Annotated in this window: 14 protein-coding genes; 2 read left to right on the top strand and 12 right to left on the bottom strand. The window is 49.7% G+C overall.

What is annotated here, in order from left to right; genetic code table 11:
• Positions 1–273: 273 nt before the first annotated feature.
• From MHH48_RS07590 to MHH48_RS07540, 11 genes are all read right to left on the bottom strand, one after another.
• Positions 274–1,773, bottom strand: coding sequence for an alpha-glucosidase/alpha-galactosidase (locus MHH48_RS07590; protein WP_076322990.1), 1,500 nt, complete (start codon positions 1,771–1,773; stop codon positions 274–276).
• Between the two features lie 107 nt (positions 1,774–1,880).
• The gene (locus MHH48_RS07585; RefSeq protein WP_076322989.1) at positions 1,881–2,801 is read right to left on the bottom strand and encodes an AraC family transcriptional regulator; all 921 of its coding nucleotides are present in this window, start codon (positions 2,799–2,801) and stop codon (positions 1,881–1,883) included.
• Positions 2,802–3,000: 199 nt separating this feature from the next.
• Positions 3,001–4,998, bottom strand: a complete 1,998-nt coding sequence (locus MHH48_RS07580; RefSeq protein ID WP_179090638.1) for a methyl-accepting chemotaxis protein — start codon at positions 4,996–4,998, stop codon at positions 3,001–3,003.
• Positions 4,999–5,004: 6 nt separating this feature from the next.
• The gene (locus MHH48_RS07575; protein WP_256720554.1) at positions 5,005–5,127 is read right to left on the bottom strand and encodes a hypothetical protein; all 123 of its coding nucleotides are present in this window, start codon (positions 5,125–5,127) and stop codon (positions 5,005–5,007) included.
• 216 nt (positions 5,128–5,343) lie between these two features.
• Positions 5,344–6,009 carry a response regulator transcription factor gene (locus MHH48_RS07570; protein WP_076322988.1) on the bottom strand — a complete coding sequence of 222 codons (666 nt, stop codon included), beginning with the start codon at positions 6,007–6,009 and terminating at the stop codon, positions 5,344–5,346.
• 57 nt (positions 6,010–6,066) lie between these two features.
• Positions 6,067–8,469, bottom strand: a complete 2,403-nt coding sequence (locus tag MHH48_RS07565; RefSeq protein ID WP_256720553.1) for a PAS domain S-box protein — start codon at positions 8,467–8,469, stop codon at positions 6,067–6,069.
• 309 nt (positions 8,470–8,778) lie between these two features.
• Positions 8,779–9,579: an ABC transporter ATP-binding protein gene (locus tag MHH48_RS07560; protein WP_076322986.1), complete on the bottom strand. Its 801-nt coding sequence runs from the start codon at positions 9,577–9,579 to the stop codon at positions 8,779–8,781.
• Positions 9,566–10,576 (bottom strand): ABC transporter ATP-binding protein, encoded by a 1,011-nt coding sequence (locus tag MHH48_RS07555; protein WP_076323173.1) that lies wholly within the window; start codon positions 10,574–10,576, stop codon positions 9,566–9,568. The genes MHH48_RS07560 and MHH48_RS07555 overlap by 14 nt, the downstream gene beginning before the upstream one ends.
• Before the next feature lie 8 nt (positions 10,577–10,584).
• The gene (locus MHH48_RS07550; RefSeq protein ID WP_076322985.1) at positions 10,585–11,421 is read right to left on the bottom strand and encodes an ABC transporter permease; all 837 of its coding nucleotides are present in this window, start codon (positions 11,419–11,421) and stop codon (positions 10,585–10,587) included.
• Between the two features lies 1 nt (position 11,422).
• On the bottom strand, positions 11,423–12,433 hold the full coding sequence (locus MHH48_RS07545; RefSeq protein WP_076322984.1) for an ABC transporter permease: 1,011 nt from the start codon (positions 12,431–12,433) through the stop codon (positions 11,423–11,425).
• A gap of 103 nt (positions 12,434–12,536) precedes the next feature.
• Entirely contained in the window at positions 12,537–14,360 is a 1,824-nt protein-coding gene (locus MHH48_RS07540) for an ABC transporter substrate-binding protein (RefSeq protein WP_076322983.1), read from the bottom strand.
• 189 nt (positions 14,361–14,549) lie between these two features.
• Here MHH48_RS07540 and MHH48_RS07535 point away from each other — a divergent pair, with 189 nt between their 5' ends.
• Positions 14,550–15,857 carry a HAMP domain-containing sensor histidine kinase gene (locus MHH48_RS07535; RefSeq protein ID WP_083659686.1) on the top strand — a complete coding sequence of 436 codons (1,308 nt, stop codon included), beginning with the start codon at positions 14,550–14,552 and terminating at the stop codon, positions 15,855–15,857.
• Positions 15,858–15,998: 141 nt separating this feature from the next.
• On the opposite strand, the gene MHH48_RS07530 is transcribed toward MHH48_RS07535, so the two are convergent.
• Positions 15,999–17,297, bottom strand: coding sequence for an alpha-glucosidase/alpha-galactosidase (locus MHH48_RS07530; protein WP_076322982.1), 1,299 nt, complete (start codon positions 17,295–17,297; stop codon positions 15,999–16,001).
• Positions 17,298–17,488: 191 nt separating this feature from the next.
• On the opposite strand from MHH48_RS07530, the gene MHH48_RS07525 reads away from it, so the two are divergent.
• Positions 17,489–18,373, top strand: coding sequence for an AraC family transcriptional regulator (locus MHH48_RS07525; protein WP_076322981.1), 885 nt, complete (start codon positions 17,489–17,491; stop codon positions 18,371–18,373).
• Positions 18,374–18,394 lie beyond the last annotated feature (21 nt).

Here is an 18,394-nt window from a genome sequence, read left to right as displayed (position 1 = left end):
GTGAATTTTGCCTATCTAATTGAATTGTAACCATTTTTACCCAAACTGTGTACCTGTCTAAGGTCAGGGATTGTCCATCCGAATTTATCTCTATGTATCCGTAGTATATGCAGATAAAAGATGAACTGCATGCAGAAAAAAACACTTCTGGCAGAGGGATTATAACGGATTTTTGTCCGTTATACCGTCCTCGCCAAAGTGTTTCAATCATGCGCATTCATGAAAACTCTAAGTGCTTCTGTTGTTATATCCCTTCGTTATTGTGCAACCAGCTTAAACTTTTTCGCGATCCTTCCCTTTGTCGGATTCACCTGCGTTTTTGTTCGCCTTCTCCCGATCGAGCTGCATCTCCTCCACCGTCTTCACCTTGAGTCTGGCTGCTCCTTCATACGGACGGGTGGGGATCAGATTGTCTGATATTAGACGTGCTTTCGCTTCAGTGATCGAAACCGCATACTGAGGAAGCCACGCTTCACCGGCTACCAGCATTTCATCGACCAGCTGCCAGATTTCCTTCGGATTACATACCGCTCCAACCAGCGGATCCATCATAAATGCCTGACGAAGCAGCTTGTCATCTCCATGAACCGCCGCTTCGACCGCCAGCCGTTGAACGGATATGCTTACGCCACACACCGCAGCCGGCCCTAACGGCAAATTCCCTACATGCGGCATGGAAATGCCGTTGCGGTCTACGTAACCCGGCGCCTCAATGATTGCATCATTCGGCAGATTAGCGATAATGCCCTCATTCACCACATTAAAATGCCCCCGGTATACCCGGCCGGTTTCCAAGCCTTCAATAATGTAGGAGCCATGCTCCTCTCCCCGGTGCTCCGGCGTGTACTCCATAGCCGGATCTTGCATCCAGTTCGGGAAATCAGTCTCGAACCAGTTGCGTCCCTCGGTACAGACTCGCAAATATCCGCCTGTCTCTCCGTTTATCCAACTGCTGAGGTCAATCCACTCCGTAATTTCCTCCGCCCGTTTACGGTACCAAGGAACATATTCGCTTAGATGGCCGTTGGATTCGGTGCTGTAGTATCCGAAACGCCGCAGCATATCGATGCGAACCTTCTCTGTCCTGCTATACTCCGGATGCCGTTCGAACGCTTCCAGCAGTCCAGCCGTCAAGTCCTTGCCTTGATGTGAGGCTTGAATATACCAGGTTTGATGATTAATGCCGGCACAGACAATATCGACTTCCTGTTTCTTCAAGCCATAAACCTCGGCGATTTGGTGATGCCCATGCTGTACGCCATGGCATAATCCAATCGTCCGCACGCCGCCATACTGATTGCATGCCCATGTCAGCATAGCCATGGGATTCGAGTAGTTCAGCAGCAGTACATCTGGTGCGCACACTTCGCGAATATCCTGGCAAATGTTCAACATCTCAGGGATTCCCCGCTGGCCATACATAATGCCGCCTGCACAGAGCGTGTCGCCCACGCATTGATCGATGCCATATTTCAGCGGAATGTCCACATCCGTACGGAATGCCTCCAGTCCGCCCACGCGAATGGTGCAGATGACATATTTTGCACCCTGCAGGGCTTGTCTTCGATCCGTGGTGGACTGGATCGCAATCGACAGTCCGTTCTCGGTAATGTCCCGCTGACACAATTCCGTGACCATATCCAGGTTATGCTGACTGATATCGGTGAAAGAGACCTCAATATCCCTAAATTCCGGTACAGTCAACAAGTCACGCAGAATTCCCCGGGTAAAGCCGATGCTGCCCGCGCCGATAAAAGCAACCTTAAATGACATTCTATCCACTCCCCAGCTGCAGATTAGATTGTAGTTATTGTAGCAATCGAGTGGTAGAAAGCGTTATCAAAATCATGACCTCTTGGACTCTTCCGAGTCAAAAATCCTCACTTCTTATCTGATCTGGCATTCTGATCACCGTATTTCCAGGCATTCCGATCCTTCCGCAGCCGATATTCCACCGGCGTGGTTCCCGTATTCTTCTTGAACAACATATGAAAATATTGCCTGCTGCCAACACCCACATAGTCCGATATTTCATCTATGGGGATATCCGTCTGCTCCAGCAGCATTTTGGCCTTTTCCATTCGAATCATGGTCAGATACTCCGTTATTGTCCTGCCCGTCCCTCTGCGGAATACCCGATGCAAGTAGCCGGGATGCAGATTCACCTCGGCGGCAACGTCCTTTACCTGAATATGGCGATCATAGTTCTGATGCAAGAAATCGACGCTTCGTTTAATATAGAACTCGCTCTGCTGCACTTCGCTGCGTTCCCTTTCTTCATACAGACGGGCGATACAGACAAGCAGCTGAATAAACAGCATATGCGTCATCATTCTACCCTCCGTCCCTCTCTGATCGAGTTCAAGCACGAGGCTCCGCAGCACCGGATATACCTCCTCCTGATCCGCTAGCACCAAGTAGGGAAACGGCCGATTCAGGAGAAAAGACACCTCTTGCTCCTCACCTGCAATCTGCCCGAGAGAAAGCGTCCTCCCTTCATTTTCCATAAACCCGAATTCCACATTCAGCATTCGGCAGGAGACCGCCTGCTCAACGATTAACCGATGCGGAACATCGGCATCCAGTACCATAAACTCCCCTTTTTTCAGCGTGATGCTCTTTTCCTTATCGCCTACCTTCACGTCAATCCGGCACACCCCTTGGATCATATACATAATCTCGGTTGAGTCATGCTGATGGTATGGCATTTCATAATCTATCCACTGCTTATAGTAATAGGCGTAAAAGCGCGGGACATAATCTCCCTCTTCTAACATCTGCTGAAACAAGCTGCCATTCACAACACATGTTCCTCCCTTCGTCCGAGCCGTGCAGCATGATTTATGGACAAAAACTTCTATCGACGTACTTCACAGAAGACAGACCGCGTTTAAGAGTAGTTATAGGTGTATTAAAATCTCACAGCGTACATAAATCGTAACTTTATATATAAAAAAGCCTGGCCCTTAGGCCAAGCTTATCATCAATATGCCAGTGGTGCTACGAGATTTTGAAGGCCGATACGGTATGGTTTAACTCTTCAGCAAGCTCGGCAAGCGATTGTGCCGTTGCAGCCGATTCCTCGCTTGTAGCCGCCGTTTCCTCCGTCGACGAAGATATGGTTTCAATTGCGGTCGCCACCTCGGCAGCCTGGGCTGCCTGCTCCTCGCTGGCAGCTGCAATATCCATTACTTTACCGGCAGACTCATTCACCATACTTGTAATGTAGGCAAAGGCTTCACCGGCTTTTTCCGTGTGGATGACGCCTAGATTCACCGCCTCCACGCTATCAGCCGTATTCTTCTGCATGCCCTTGATGATATCGGCGATCTGCTTCGTCGCTCCTCCGCTACGTTCAGCTAGCTTGCGCACTTCATCCGCCACCACAGCGAAGCCTCTTCCTTGATCGCCGGCGCGGGCAGCCTCGATCGTGGCATTAAGGGCAAGCAGATTGGTCTGCTTGGCGATATCGTCAATCACCTCGATAATCTCGCCAATCCGCTGGGAATCAGCTTCGAGTTTGGCAACCTGCTCTCGTACCCGATTCATGCCTTCCACCGACTGCTGGACGATACCGCTGCCTTCCGTTGCAATGCCGGAGGTCTGGTTTACAAGCTCGGATGCTGCTGATGCATCGCTCGCAACAGAATTGATGGCATTTGACCATTCATGGAACAATTCACTGACCGTTTGCACGGATTCAGCCTGACTGCTGCTTCCAACCGCAAGTTCCTCGGCACCAGCCGATAGCTGCTGTGAAGCGGCGGCTACCGATGATGCGTTCAGGTTCACTTTGCCGATCATCTCCCTCATGCTCTCCAGCAGCTGCGCGAATACTCTGGACAACGTGCCGATTTCATCGGCTCTGCGGAGATAAGCCGCAGGCACCTCCTGCGTGAAGTCTCCCTTCGACATGAACTCTCCGATGGAAACGGAAATGCCCAATGGTTTCACGATGGATCTCGTTAACAGGACCACGACAGCCGCCATGGCCACCAGAGTGGTCAGTCCGGCAACGATAATGGAGATAATCAACGCATCCGAATTTGCCGTAATCTCATCCATCGGGATAATGATAGCAGCAGACCATGGCGTTTCGGTCAATCCGGTCTTAATCGGGGTATACAGCTTGTACAGCTCGGAATCTTCCTCAGTATAGACATCTCCTTCCCGAATCGCATCAAGGATAAGGGGAACCGTCTTGCCAGGATAGGCCTCCTCCAACGTCTGCCCCATCACCCCGTCCTCCGGCGACGTTACGATCACGCCGGTATTCGAAAAAATATGCGCATACCCAGTGTCGAACAATCGGAATTGCTCCATTACGCTTTGCAAATGTGCCAGGGAAATATCGACGCCAACCACGCCGACAGTCTTTCCGTTATCGATAATCGGAACAACGAGCGATGTCATCATGACATCTTCGTTGCCTACTTTGAAGACGTACGGATCCATAATGATTTCTTTTCCGCTGTTCTTCGCCAGGAGATAGAAGTCACCTTCCCCTTCGTGCTCGTAATCCTCGATTACGGAGCGTTCCAGGCCGGATTCCGTTCTTGCCCAGTAGGACATCAATCGCCCCGTTTGATCACTGCCCTGTTTGTTTCTGTATTCGTTGTCCCGGCCATCAAAGGCATCCGGCTCCCATAAGGTCCAGATCCCTTTCCAGGACGGATTGTCTTCCAGATTTCTTCTCAGTATTTCATTAACGGCTGCGCGATTCGTGGTATCGGTCCCTTTCATTCCAACAAAGCTTACAGCTAATGTACGTGCGGAGCTCATGACATCGTCAAGCTCTGCTTGTACCAGCGTGCCAATCTTCTCACTCGTTGTCACCGCAAGCGTCTTGGCCGAATCCAGAGCTTCCTCCGTTGTAGTCATACTGATATACGTCATCATGCCAGCTAGAAAAATCGTAATCGACCCCAAAATAATAAACAGCATACGACTCTGGAGTTTCATTGCAAACAGAGATTTCAAAGACTTCAATCGTTTCATTATGAGTCACCCTCGCTTCTTCCGGCTGTTAAATTCATTCCACTCTTCTTCAAGCTGCGCCAAAACTTCCTCAATCTCTTCCGGTGACAAGAGGTCATCGACACCATATTCAAATAGGTCCTTTGTCATGCCGCAGGTTACCACCCTTCCTACTTACAGACTACATCCATCCAGTAACATAAGCATATACACTTACTTACCGTTCGTAACCGAAATTCTCTTGCGTGCTCACGCAAGAATTTTGCGGATCACCTTGCGGATATTGTCGAATAACGGCGAATCTTTCTCGTGTCATGTCGAGGTAAACATACTTTATGATCTGAAACGTTAAAGAGAGCTAGCCGGTCAGCCCAGCTGAACAAAATCCGAATCCGAGAGGATTCCCATCTGCTTTGCCTTCAGTGCAGCTTCTATGCGTGACTTCACATTCAACTTTTGAAACAGATTGGTTAAGCAGTACTCCAGTGAACGCTGGCTCATGATCACCATTCCCGCAATCTCCTTGTTACTCTTTCCGCGAGCGATTTCCTTGAGAATACTATATTCTTTATCGGTTATAGACTGGGCTGCCGGCGCCCCTGCTGTCCGTTCCGGACCATTTGCGGTAACACGCCGGAGCTGCTTCACAAGTGTTAACGGCAGAACTACTTCCCCTCGCAGCGCACATCGAACAGCCGTTACCAACTGCTCTTTGCCCGACGTTTTCGAGACAAAACCAGCCAGTCCGGCCTCCATAATCAAATTAAAATGATTGCTGACTTCAAAACCCGTATAAACCAGCATCACCGCGTTCGGAACGATTAGGAGGATCTGCTTGGCCAAATCAATTCCGCTCATGCCCGGCATATGCATATCAATCAGCATTACGTCAAAATGCAACGTTCTCACCAGCTCCAGCGCCTGCTCCGGCGTATTCGCAAGCTTCACGAACATATCCTTTTCCTGCTCAAGCAGCACCTTGGTTCCCTCCATTACCGAGGGATGGTCATCCACTAATAAAATTTCGATCATGGTCACTCATGGCTCCTTCAATCTGGTATCTTGATTACTTCACTGCCGGTGGAATGTTTACTTTGCTGTTATGGATATATAGACAGCCGTCCCCCCGCTCTTCGATGAGTCGAACTGGATTTTACCGTTCATGCTTCTCACCCTTTCCTTCATGCCGCCGATCCCCATATGATTGAATTGATCCGGTTTCTGGTTCAAATCGATCCCAATCCCGTTATCTTCATAGCTAAGATTGACTTCATCACAATGAGTGGACAAACGGAGCTTTACCTCGGTCGCGTTGGAATGCTTCGTGGCATTGGCTAGCAGCTCCTGGACAATTCTGTACAGTCCGATCAAGTGATCGTCACTGATATCATCATCGAAGTTCGAGCAGTCGAACTGTATAGAATAATTGGTGCGGAGCTGGGTAAATTCAAACAATGCCTCCAGCGAACGTTCCAAACCCTCCTCCTTGAGCAGCGGGGGGCGAAGCTCGTTGCACGTAATTCGAATCTGATATATGACATCCAGAAGCCCCTGCTCGATTTCCTCCAGCTGTGGGCGAAGTTGCTCCGGCAGCTCATGATCCGATGTAATCTGATTTAATTTCCTATACCATATAATCTGTTCCTGGAGCGCAGCATCGTGAAGATCTTGGGACAATCGCTTCCGCTCATTTTCAGATAAATGCAGCATCAGTCGCAGCAGCCACAAGGGCATGATCTGCTGGGATGAATCCAGCTTCTCCAGCTCCCTCGTCAAATCCTCAATGACGCGGAAGTTATCGTACAGGACACTTGCATAGCGCGTAATGGTCTCCAGCCATATTTTTTTGGCCTGAATCATTAGCAAGGGAACCTCTCCGCCAATGCAGACAATGCTGCTATCCCCGTTCATTTCTCCAATCTTGACAAAATATCCGTCGGACATCTCAAACAGTTTACAGAATGGAATATGCTCGGGACCGCATGTATGGATCGCATGAAGCACACCTTGCGGCAGAACTTTATGGCCCCCTTGGATTTTGATATGCAGGCTGTGGTGGTTGATCTGGATGAGGCTCACCCGATCCGCCACCAGCACCTTCTTGATTTCCCGCACGATACGGGCGTTCAATTCACTGATCTTCACCATCCCAAAAAGGTCGGAAGAGAATTGATCCAGGCTCATTTGCAGCCTAAAATAACGGTCCTCGCTCTCCCGAACTAGCCTTTCTGCCGCAATGCGCTCCCGTTCAGCCTGCTTCTGCTGCGTAACATCGCGAATAATGGTAAGCGCCGTGTTATGACCTATATAAGGGATAGGTGTCGTAATTGCCTCTATATCGATGATCGTTCCATCCAGTTGGACCAGTTTGTTCCCGGTGAGCTCCGAGGTATTCCCGCTTTCGTACACATGCTCAACCTCTGCAATCACGAACTCGACCTGATCCGAGGGGATTACGTCCTGGAGTGAAGTTCCCGCTAATTGTACGATATCCGCTATACCCAATAAGGAAAGGCCCGCGGGATTCGCATAAACATAAGAAAAATCGGAGTGCAGGAACATCGCAACAGGAGCGATATCCAGGATATGACGGTTGATTCGGTCGCTTTCCATAAGGGCCCGTTCCGCGGATTTGCGGGCGGTGATATCCTCGAAGAAAATCTCAATCGCGTCAGATTCCGCATCATACAAGGCCGTTGTCACGACATCGACCCGCTCTCCGTCAACCCGCTTTATGGATAATTCCTCGGGAACGACCTGCCCTGATCGAATAAGCTGCATGAGCCGTTTGCGTTCCCACTCCTCGTAGGGATCCAGCACCCAGTCCCAAGGATCGGTACCCAGGATGTTCTCAGGCCCAGCCGCTCCAATGATCCGAAGTCCAGCGGGATTTACATACATCAGCTTGCGGTCCTTACAAACGGCAATGGCAATAGGAGATAGCTCTACCAGCCTGCGATACCGGTTCATGCTTTCCTTGAGCGCTTGCTCCATCTTCTTGCACTCCGTAATATCATACAGCGCCTCCTCCATGCGGAAACGTGTGCTAATATCAACGGCAATACCATCTGTACGGATCATTTGCCCGGATTCATTCATCATCGGAATCATCTTCACTTGGACCCAGCGAACATCGCCCTCTGCATGAATAATCCGGAATTCAGTATGAACGGTCTCACCTTGTCGAGTTCTGTCGACCAATGATCGAAACAACGTCATATCCTCTGGATGGATCAGCTCTTCCCAGGAAAGACCGTCCGTGAAATCACGATGTGAATAACCTGTAATTTTATGAAAAGCCAAAGAAGTATTTTGGATACTCCTTGTGCCGAAATCGTATGACCAAATGCCAACATCAAGCGTAAGCAGCATATCATCAAGCAGTCGGAATCTGCCTTCGGCCGTATCCAAGGCCTGATGGTTTAACTTTCGCTGATATGCGCTTTTGAACAAGAAAATCCAGAATGTGATGGTGAGGGCGACTAATACCAAGATGGTTGCCCCTAAGAAGTAAATACACATGATGTTTGATGGTCTCCTTATGAAGCATACACGCAGTCACGTCAGATGCTTTGCGGTATACCGAATGCGAACTGCGGGATGAAGCAAATGGCAGCCATATCATTTATCGGCAGATCCTTCACAAATGCGAAGATCAAGTACAGAGAAATTTTGCGTAACGATTCGGAGTGTCATATCCACGAAAATAAACGAAGCAAAAGGGGCTCTAAACAAAATAAAGCCCAAAGCGGCGTTTCGCTTCGGGCATTTCCATCATGACATTTCCATCGTACACATCGCTCATGCCAAATCCCACTCGGAGTGGATCTTGGGCACATCTGAAATTAACTGCTGGGTATAAGGATGCTGCGGATTCAAGATCACCTCTTCCGCTGGTCCCCGCTCCACAACTTTCCCCTGTTCCATAATATACAGCGTATCGCTTACATAATAAGCAAGCCCTACGTCATGGGTAATGAAAATAATTGTCATGTTGTTCTCATCCCGCAGCTTCAAGAGCATATCCAGTATCGTGGATCGTGAGCATGCGTCAACCATGGAGGTCGGTTCATCCGCAATCAACAGCTTCGGATGAAGCATGAAGATCCGGGCAATCATCAGGCGCTGCATTTGCCCGCCGGACAGTTCGAACGGGTATTTATTATGCAGCTCTTCAAATTTCAGATTGACGAAGGAGCACGCTTCCTTCATTTTGCGGAATTGCTCCTCCTTCGACAGTTTATCACCCTGCAGCTTGATGCAGTCGAGCAGCAGCTTCTCGACTTTGTAGAACAGATTGAACGAAGAGAACGGGTCCTGGAAGATCGCCTGGATGTTTTTCCAATAACGCTTGCGGTCTCTGTGCCGATTCAATTGTCTTGGCTTGCCCATATACTCAATCTTACCGCTGCTCTCCTTCAGCAGGCCCATGATCATTTTGGCCAGTGTCGTTTTGCCGCTTCCGCTCTCGCCGACAATCGATATGATTTCGCCTTCATGGAAGGTAAAGCTGACATCCTCCACGGCGGTTGTCTTCTGCTTTCCGTAACCGAATACCTTGGTAAGATGCTCTCCCCGAATCAGGACATCATTCTTCTTCATTCGCATACCACTCCTTAAGCACACCCGGTTCTACGATGCAGCGATACATTCGATCCTCCACGGTCTGGCTCACAATCTTTCCCTTTCGGCAGGCGTCTTGCACATAGGAACAGCGATCCGCGAACCGGCAGCCCTCCGGCACGTTCTTCAAATTAGGCGGGGTCCCCGGGATGGCGGCCAGCTTATGGCCTTTCATACCTTCCTCGGGCACAATGATGGAACCCATCAGCTTTTTTGTATATGGGTGTATCGGGTCAAAAATCATTTGCTCTGCGGTACCGCGCTCCACGATCTCCCCTGCATACATGACGATGATGTCATCCGTTACGTGATAAAGCAGCGGCAGCTCGTGCGTGATGAATACCAGAGACTGAATATAGCCCCGATCCAGCAGACTCTTCAGCAGCTTGATCACCGCTTTCTGCGAGGTTACGTCCAGCGCTGAGGTCGGTTCGTCCGCAATCAGCACTTTGGGATTCAGAATGGTGGAGATTGCGATAACCGTCCGCTGCTTCATGCCGCCTGACAGCTCGTTCGGATAGGAGTTCAGTACCTTGGTCGACAAATTCAAGGTTTCGAACCGTTCCGCCGCCATATCCCACACCTGCTTCTTGTTCAGTTCAGGGCGATGCTCCTTCATAATATCCTCGACAAAATGAATGATTTTGAGCGTAGGATTCAGGGCATTCATAGCTGCTTGCGGGATATACGAAATCTCTCTTCCCGACACCTGGGAACGGAGCTGTTCCTTGCCAAGCTTCATAATGTCCGTACCGTTGATGACAATCGAGCCGCTGCCAAAATGAAGTGGTGGAAAATAGAATCCCATCAGGCTGAGCGCAAGAGTCGATTTGCCGCAGCCGGATTCACCGGCAATGCCAAGCGTCTTCCCCTTCTCGAGTGAGAAGCTCACGCCGTCTACGGCATATACATGCTCCTTCAACCGGGTACGGTAATAGGTTTTCAATTCGTTAACTTCCAGTATATTTGTGCTCACAACACCCATCAGCTCCTAATCTTCGGATTGAATATTTCATCCATGCCGGTGTTCATCATGTACAAGGAGAAGGTGATGATGGCGATGGAGATCGCCGCCGGAATGAAGGCCCACCAAGCGCCAGCAACCGGTGCTTCAAATACGAGCGCCCAGTTCATGATGATGCCAAGGGAGATCGTGTTATACGGTCCCAGCCCCAGCATCGAGATGGAAGCCTCGGACAGAATGCCCGATGCCGTCTGCAGCACGAAGGCCATGACAACATAGGAAGCGATGTACGGCAAAATCTCCGAGATGATAATGCGCGGCGTGCTGTACCCGGATATTTTCGCGATATTCACGTGATCCCGGTTGCGGAGCGAGGATGTCTGCGCACGCACGGCCCTGGCCGTCCAGGGCCAGCTGGTAATGCCGATGATGACCGCCGTGACAAATGAGCTGCGCGAATCGATGCTTACCGAGATCAGAATGAGGATGACAAAGGAAGGAATCACGATGAAGATGTTGGTGATCGCGGTCAGCAGATTATCGATCATGCCTCCGATGTAACCTGAAGCTAAACCGATCACAAGACCGATCACGGTAGCAAATACGCCGGCAATGAGGCCCACCTGCAAAGAGGTCCGAATGCCGTAGATCAGTTCCAGAAATAAATCCCTGCCGAAGTTATCCGACCCCAGCAGCAGCTTCGAATCCGGCGGCTGGTACGCCAGGGCGATCATCTCCAGCGGGTCATTGCGGTTAAAGAGCGGGTAGATCAGCACCACGCCGATCATAGCCAGCAGCATGCAGGCTCCGAACATAAACTTTGGCGATTTGATCAATATGCGAAAGGAACTGTTCATATTATTGATCCTCCATCTGAGCGGCCTTAATTCTTGGATCAATCCAGCCGTAGATTAGGTCAATCGTAAAGTTGGCCAGCAGCACAGCCAGGGCGATCAAGAGGGTGCAGCCCGATATTAACGGATAATCCAGCTGACGGATCGCCGTGAACATCCAGGTTCCGATTCCCGGATAACTGAATACGATCTCACAAATCAGCGAACCGCCTACCATCGTACCGATGGATAACGCCAATCCCGTGATCTGGGGCAGCATCGCATTCCGGAATACATACCTCGCGATTTTGGAATCCCGTATTCCGAGAAGCTTGCTGTACAGCACATAATCCGAATTCAGCTCATAGATGGACATCTCCCGCATGCCAATGGCTTGGCCGCCAATCGTAACCAGCACGATCGATAGAAACGGAAGCGTGTGATGCCGAAGTACGGAAGCGAAGAATTCAAAACTGAGTGACGGCACCATCTGATAATCGTAGCCCCCATGCAGCGGAAACCAGTTCAGGGACAGGGCGAACACATACAGCATAATAATGGCTAGGGTAAAGAACGGAATGGAATTCACGAACAAGGCCACCGGGAATATCACTTTATCGAACACGCCTTTTCGGTAGGCCGCCACGGCGCCCAGCACGTTGCCGATGATCCAGCCAACCAGGATGGCCGGAAGCTGGAGCCCGATCGTCCAGGGAACTGCTGAGGCCAGAATCTCCGTTACCGGTTTCGGATAGAGCCCGAATGAAGTGCCCAGGTTACCGGTCGCCAAATTTTTCAGATAGATGATGAACTGTTCCCATAAAGGCTTGTCGATTCCGAACTCAACGAGAAACGTCTCATAGACCCGTTTGATCGTATCGCTGTCGGTCATCCCCTGCGTCATCTCAGACACAATCATGCTCACCGGATTTCCCTCAATCATCCGAGGCAACAGGAAATTCAGCGTGACCGCAATCACCAGCGTCAGAAAGTACCAGAAGAACTTCTTGACGATATATTTTCCGTAAACGCTCAAGCAGTTCACCCCCAAGGATCACACCCTGAATTTGGTGGAAAAGAGACCTATATCAGGGGTGCAAATCCGCCAATATAGGTCTTGGTTCATTGCGTTATATCCATCAGTTATGAATCTGATACAGCGACTTGATGCCAGCTCCATCCATCGAAATTTGAGGCGGGATGTTGCTGCCGTCCCCTTCGGTCGGAAATCCCTTCCATACAGATTCATTGACCGTATCGAATACCCATGGACGATACATGAGCGGAACCGATGGGATCTCCTTCAACCAGATTTGGGTCAATTCGGTGTAGAGCGCTTTCAATTCAGCCTCGTCCGTGATGGTTGGAATCTTCTCAATGATGGCATCTGCTTGATCGTTCTTATACCGGCCCCAGTTGTAGAATGCCATTTCGCCCATTGGCGCAACGCCCTTGGAGTACATGATGGTCATGGCGCGGTTCCACGGCTGGCTTGGGCTGACCCCGCCAGCAGGCGTGTTCATGATGATATCGAACTTACCGGTCTGTAAATCATTGGTCCATACCGGCGCTTCCGGGAATTTGGTTCGAATCTCGATACCAATTGCCTTCGCGTTCTGAGCGACAATCTCAAGCGCCGCATTCCAATCCGACCAGCCGTATGGACATTCGATTTCAAACGGGCCGAGGCGGGTTCCGTTCAGGACGCGGATTCCGTCTTTCCCCTTCGCGGCGCCGATGGAATCGAGGAGTGCATTGGCCGCATCTACGTCCGTTGTCCATTGGAGCGGTTTGATAGCCGCCTGGTCTACATATTTCGCTTCGGCCTCCGTATTCAACGTCAACGACGGCTCCATTGGAGCCGAGTAGCCGCTGATGGCCAGCTCCGAAATTTTGCCGTAATCAATCGCCATGGCGATCGCTCTTCGGACATCCGCATTGTTGAGTCCTTCCTTCGACAAGTTGAAGAAGATCGATGGCATGGAGCCTGGCACATAATACGGAGCGTCTTTGATGTAGGTTTTAACCGGAGCCCCGCCCTCCCACATTTTCCATACCTGCGGAATAAACTGCTGCGATACGTCTACCTGACCGCTCTTGAATGCCAAATCGCCCGCTGCATTGTCTTTATAGATGACATGGGTGATATATTTTGGAGCCGGCAGCTTGCCAAAGAGTGCCTGACCCCAGTAGTTATCGTCCCGTACAATCGTGATCTTCTGATCATTGTAAAAATACATTTTGTAAGGTCCTGTTCCGATCGGGTCCTCGTTGACTTCTTTACGAATGGTGGCAAGGTCGTTATTGGCTTTCTTCTCGACCTCTTCCCATACATGTTTAGGCAGCATCGGCATGACCTCGATGCTGTCGAGCACCGTCAATTTGTTCGGATTGTCTTTATTCAGCTTGATGTTCACCGTTTGCGCTCCGTCTGCCGTTACGTCCTCGATGTAGGTCCAGAAGCTGCTCCAGTTGATGTCATACTTTTTGCCGAGCTGGTAGGTATAGACGACATCATCGGAAGTGAACGGCTTGCCGTCGCTCCATTTGGCATCCTTGTTCAGTTCAATCTTCAGGGTCAGATCGTCGGTCCATTCATACTTGGTACCCAGCAGCGGCTCTAACTCGCCTGTCAGCTGATTGACCATAAACAAGGTTTCATAGACGAGTTCCCTGGAGTTTCCGTAATTAATCGGAAACGCCGGGTTTCCGCTAAGCAGGTTAAAATTCGTAGGTGCCCCCCATTGCAAACCGTTCACGTAAAGCGTTTCATTTCTCGGCGTCGCTTTCGCATCGCCCTGCGGTGCTGGCTCATCACTGCCTCCGGGTGTCTTTACATCTTCTTTAGGCGGCGGCGGATCTGATGCTGTCGGTGGCGGCGTTACGCTTTGGCATCCGGCGACAAAAAAAGACGCGGCCAACAATAGAATGAACATGGGTCTCAAAACTGTTTTCAGCTTCACTTGTGAACCCTCCATTCATGGAAATGTGTTCTCACTTAAGTGCTGAGTATCCGAGTCAAACATCGGTTGTCTGCAAGCGCTTTCTTGATGGATTTATATGTTCTTCCCTACAATCTGAGTACGAATAAATTTTGTTGTTTTTATTCAAGCTTCAAGGATTTTTCCAAATGGACGTCGAACTTGAATGACATGGTTAATCTAGCGAACGATTCGATATCCTTCAAAGGGGTGGGCCTACTGCCTGTGATTAAAGATGTTCTGCTGCAGCTATTGTTTGCGTTGATGCCTTTTGTCGCATACAACATCTATTACAGAAAACTGACAGTCAACTATTCCCGTAATTTCATCATTGTCATTTGTTCGCTGTGCATGCTGTTGTCCATGACCTTTGCTTCGACTGTTCAAAGTGGGGTGATCTTTGACGTACGGTATGTCATTATGTTCTTCGGCATGTTATTTGGAGGGTTCACGACAGGGATAATCCTGCTTGTGGAATTTCTAATTTATCGGCTGTACATTGGCGGAGCCGGCATGATCGACGCCATCATTATTTTGATCTTCACTTTTCCGCTGTCGATTCTGCTGTCATTCCTGTATCACCGAAGCAAACACAAATTATGGATCATTTTTATAGCCGGTATCAGCTTCTCTGTCCTTCCGCTCCTGGTACTCTATATAACCAAACCCGACTACATCACGAATTACATCATATTTAATATTTTTGCTATGCCTGTTCATAACTCGCTTGGGATATGGCTTCTCGTTACTCTGTTTAACAAATCCGTATCCGACAAAGAACTTTATCTGCGATATATCCAAAATGAGAAAGCCGAAGCCGTCAATCATGTCGCTGCATCCCTTGCCCATGAGGTCCGCAATCCGCTGACCACCGTGCTTGGATTCCTGCAATTGATTAAGAGCGGTACGTTTCCTCAGGAAAAAACCGAACGTTTTCTGGAAATCAGCATGGAGGAAATCCGCCGGACCGAGCAAATCTTGTCCGAATACCTCTCCATCAGCAAACCTCACTTGCCGTTTCAGCAAAGAATCGAGCTCTCCGCCCAGATCAAGTCGGTCGTCGAGCTCATGACTTCATATGCTAATATGAGCAACGTGACCCTCAGCGCTGACTACCCTTCGCTCCCCATCCACATTTTAGGCAGTCCGGCGGAGCTCAAGCAGCTGTTGGTCAACTTTATTAAGAATGCGATTGAGGCCAGTAAAGACGTCGACAGAGGCACGGTCGACATCACCATCTATGAAGAAGCAGAGCAGGTGTCCATCGAAATTAAGGATAACGGGATCGGCATGACTCCCGAGCAATTGAGCCGTCTTGGTTCGATCTACTATTCCACTAAAATGAGTGGCACCGGACTTGGGCTCACCTTCTCCTATCAAGCCATTCGCGCCATGAATGGGAGTGTCTCGGTACGGAGCTCGCCACGATCAGGGACGGTGTTTCTCATCACGCTCCCGCGTGCGAATCTGAATCCGTAGGCGATGACGCACGAAGTCCTTTAACGAAAAAGAGAGACGCCCCTGTTGTTACCAGAGCGTCTCTCTCTTTTATTGTGCTTGCAGTTATACAATTTCTTTTGCTGCAAAACTTCTGTTATTTTTGCTTAAGCTGTATCAGCCTTATTGGTATTTAGGGAGCCAGTCTCCATGCGCCTCGATCAGGTCGTCGCACAGGCTCTTGATGTCATCGATGGACAACTCAGCAGCCGTATGCGGGTCGAGCATCGCTGCATGATAGATATGCTCCTTCTTGCCGGTTGCTGCCGCTTCCAGCGTTAGCAGTTGGGTATTGATATTGGTGCGGTTCAGTGCGGCACATTGCGGAGGCAGATCACCGACATAGGTCGGGGTTACGCCGCTGGCATCGACCAGACACGGAACCTCAACGCAGGCTTCCTTCGGAAGATTCGTAATCAGCCCCGTATTCATTACGTTGCCCCCGATTTTGAACGGCACATTGGTCTCAATCGCTTCTAAAATGTAGGAGGCATATTCATGGGAACGGTTGTGCATCAGATCCTGGTTGTTGACCAGATCCTCGCGCATCGCTTTCCACCCCTCGATTTGGTTCACACAGCGACGTGGATATTCATCCAGCGGGATGTTAAAGCGCTCGATCAGCTCCGGATAGTTGCGCTTAATGAAATACGGATGGTATTCAGCGTTATGCTCGGATGACTCCGTGATGTAGTAACCGAAGTTCAGCATCATCTCGAGACGAACCATATCATGATGTTTCTCCTTCTGCTTCTCGGCCGCGCGCTTCTTAATTTCCGGATACAGGTCCACGCCATCCTTCGTTACCTCAAGCAGCCATGCCATATGGTTGATGCCAGCGATTTTAGCCTGCACGCCTTCCTTATCCATCCCCAGATTATCGAACAGATGCGGAATGCAAGCCTGTACGCTGTGGCACAGACCTACTGTTTGCACGCCGCCCAGCGTGTTCATGGCATTGGTCAGCACCGCCATCGGGTTCGTATAATTCAAGAACAGCGCCTGTGGGCAAACTTCCCTCATATCGGCCGCAAAATCCAGCATGGCCGGGATGGTACGGAGATTACGGAAAATCCCACCAATCCCCACGGTATCGGCAATTGTCTGTCTGAGTCCATACTTCTTCGGAATTTCAAAATCCGTAATCGTACACGGATCGTATCCTCCGACCTGGATGGCATTGATGACATATTTTGCTCCACGAAGGGCTTCCTTGCGATCACTGTATGATTTGACGACACAGGTGCTGCCGCTGGTTTTCTTAATATTATTCAGCATGTTCTCCGAGTCTTTCAAACGGATCGGGTCAATATCATACAAAGCAAGTTCAAATCCCTGCAAAGCTGGTGTCTGCATGCAATCCCCCAGAACGTTCTTGGCAAATACGGTACTTCCTGCTCCGATAAATGTAATCTTAGACATCAATAAATTCCCTCCCTAAGCTCCATGAATTAATACGCTTTCTCAAGACTAACTATATGATAATCGGTCTTTTTTGAATATGGAGCAAAACAAGGGCGATATGGACATTTGTTGTATCATTAGGTAAGCTAACCCTAACACAGTATCCACTTCATCGATTGATATCGCACACGTTTAAGGAGGACTAACGCATGTCCATTTTGCCGGACCATACACTGTACACGATTGGTATGAATCCTTCGCCGGGCGGTCATGATCTGAACATCCTGTTCAGCGGTGAGGGGACTCCCGTACCGCGCCACAAAATAGGTCCGATCATTCATGATTACTGCCTCATTCATACCGTCTTGACAGGCCAAGGCATATTTGAATGTGCCGGCATCGTACATCATTGCCAGGCAGGCGATACCTTCGTGATCCTTCCCGGTGTTCTTTTCAGCTATGAAGCTGATGATCGGAATCCCTGGCACTATAACTGGGTAGCTTTACAAGAAAAAGGCACCAAGATGCTGCTGGCCGACATGGGTGTTACGCCGGCTAAACCAATTATCCACTGTACGGATGAAGCTGAGTTAAGCTCCCTGGTCGAGATGTACCGTCATCTCCGTCTGGGCTTTAACCGATCGGATCACCCTTGGCTTGAGGATCTCCAGGCTTCCGGATGGCTCCGATTGCTGCTCCATAAGCTGGCGATGTTAAACCGTGAGCATCTTCCGTCGAACTCCAATGACGTGCCTGATATCGAGCGAGGCGTAAGGCAGACCGAGCGCTGGATCTCGACCCAGTATCACCAACAGCTGTCCATTGATCAGATGGCCAAGACACTTGGTTATCACCGGGCACATCTGTCCAAAATGTTCAAACAGCATACTGGCCTGTCACCCATGCAGTATCTCATGAAGGTACGTATCGAAAAAGCCAAGTCGCTCATGAAATCCTCCTTCTCCATTCATGAGATTGCCTCCTCTGTCGGTTTCAATGATGCACTCTATTTCTCCAAGCAGTTCCGCAAATGGACAGGCACGACCCCAAGCGAGTTTAAATACAGTCTGGAGAAAAGCTCTAATAAAGCATGATTTATATACGGGCAAGGACGT

Origin of the sequence: Paenibacillus sp. FSL F4-0100 (assembly GCF_037993005.1) — a bacterium.
Classification (GTDB): Bacteria; Bacillota; Bacilli; order Paenibacillales; family Paenibacillaceae; genus Paenibacillus_AQ.
Note: the sequence above shows the minus strand (reverse complement) of the source record. Positions and strands in the feature narration are given on the sequence as shown.

Excerpts from the sequence above, each read along its gene's own strand:
- MHH48_RS07530 (WP_076322982.1), bottom strand. The coding sequence starts at position 17,297 with ATGTCTAAGATTACATTTATCGGAGCAGGAAGTACCGTATTTGCCAAG.
- MHH48_RS07580 (WP_179090638.1), bottom strand. The coding sequence starts at position 4,998 with ATGAAACGATTGAAGTCTTTGAAATCTCTGTTTGCAATGAAACTCCAG.
- MHH48_RS07560 (WP_076322986.1), bottom strand. The coding sequence starts at position 9,579 with ATGAAGAAGAATGATGTCCTGATTCGGGGAGAGCATCTTACCAAGGTA.
- MHH48_RS07570 (WP_076322988.1), bottom strand. The coding sequence starts at position 6,009 with ATGATCGAAATTTTATTAGTGGATGACCATCCCTCGGTAATGGAGGGA.
- MHH48_RS07525 (WP_076322981.1), top strand. The coding sequence starts at position 17,489 with ATGTCCATTTTGCCGGACCATACACTGTACACGATTGGTATGAATCCT.
- MHH48_RS07590 (WP_076322990.1), bottom strand. The coding sequence starts at position 1,773 with ATGTCATTTAAGGTTGCTTTTATCGGCGCGGGCAGCATCGGCTTTACC.
- MHH48_RS07575 (WP_256720554.1), bottom strand. The coding sequence starts at position 5,127 with ATGACAAAGGACCTATTTGAATATGGTGTCGATGACCTCTTGTCACCG.
- MHH48_RS07535 (WP_083659686.1), top strand. The coding sequence starts at position 14,550 with ATGGTTAATCTAGCGAACGATTCGATATCCTTCAAAGGGGTGGGCCTA.
- MHH48_RS07550 (WP_076322985.1), bottom strand. The coding sequence starts at position 11,421 with ATGAACAGTTCCTTTCGCATATTGATCAAATCGCCAAAGTTTATGTTC.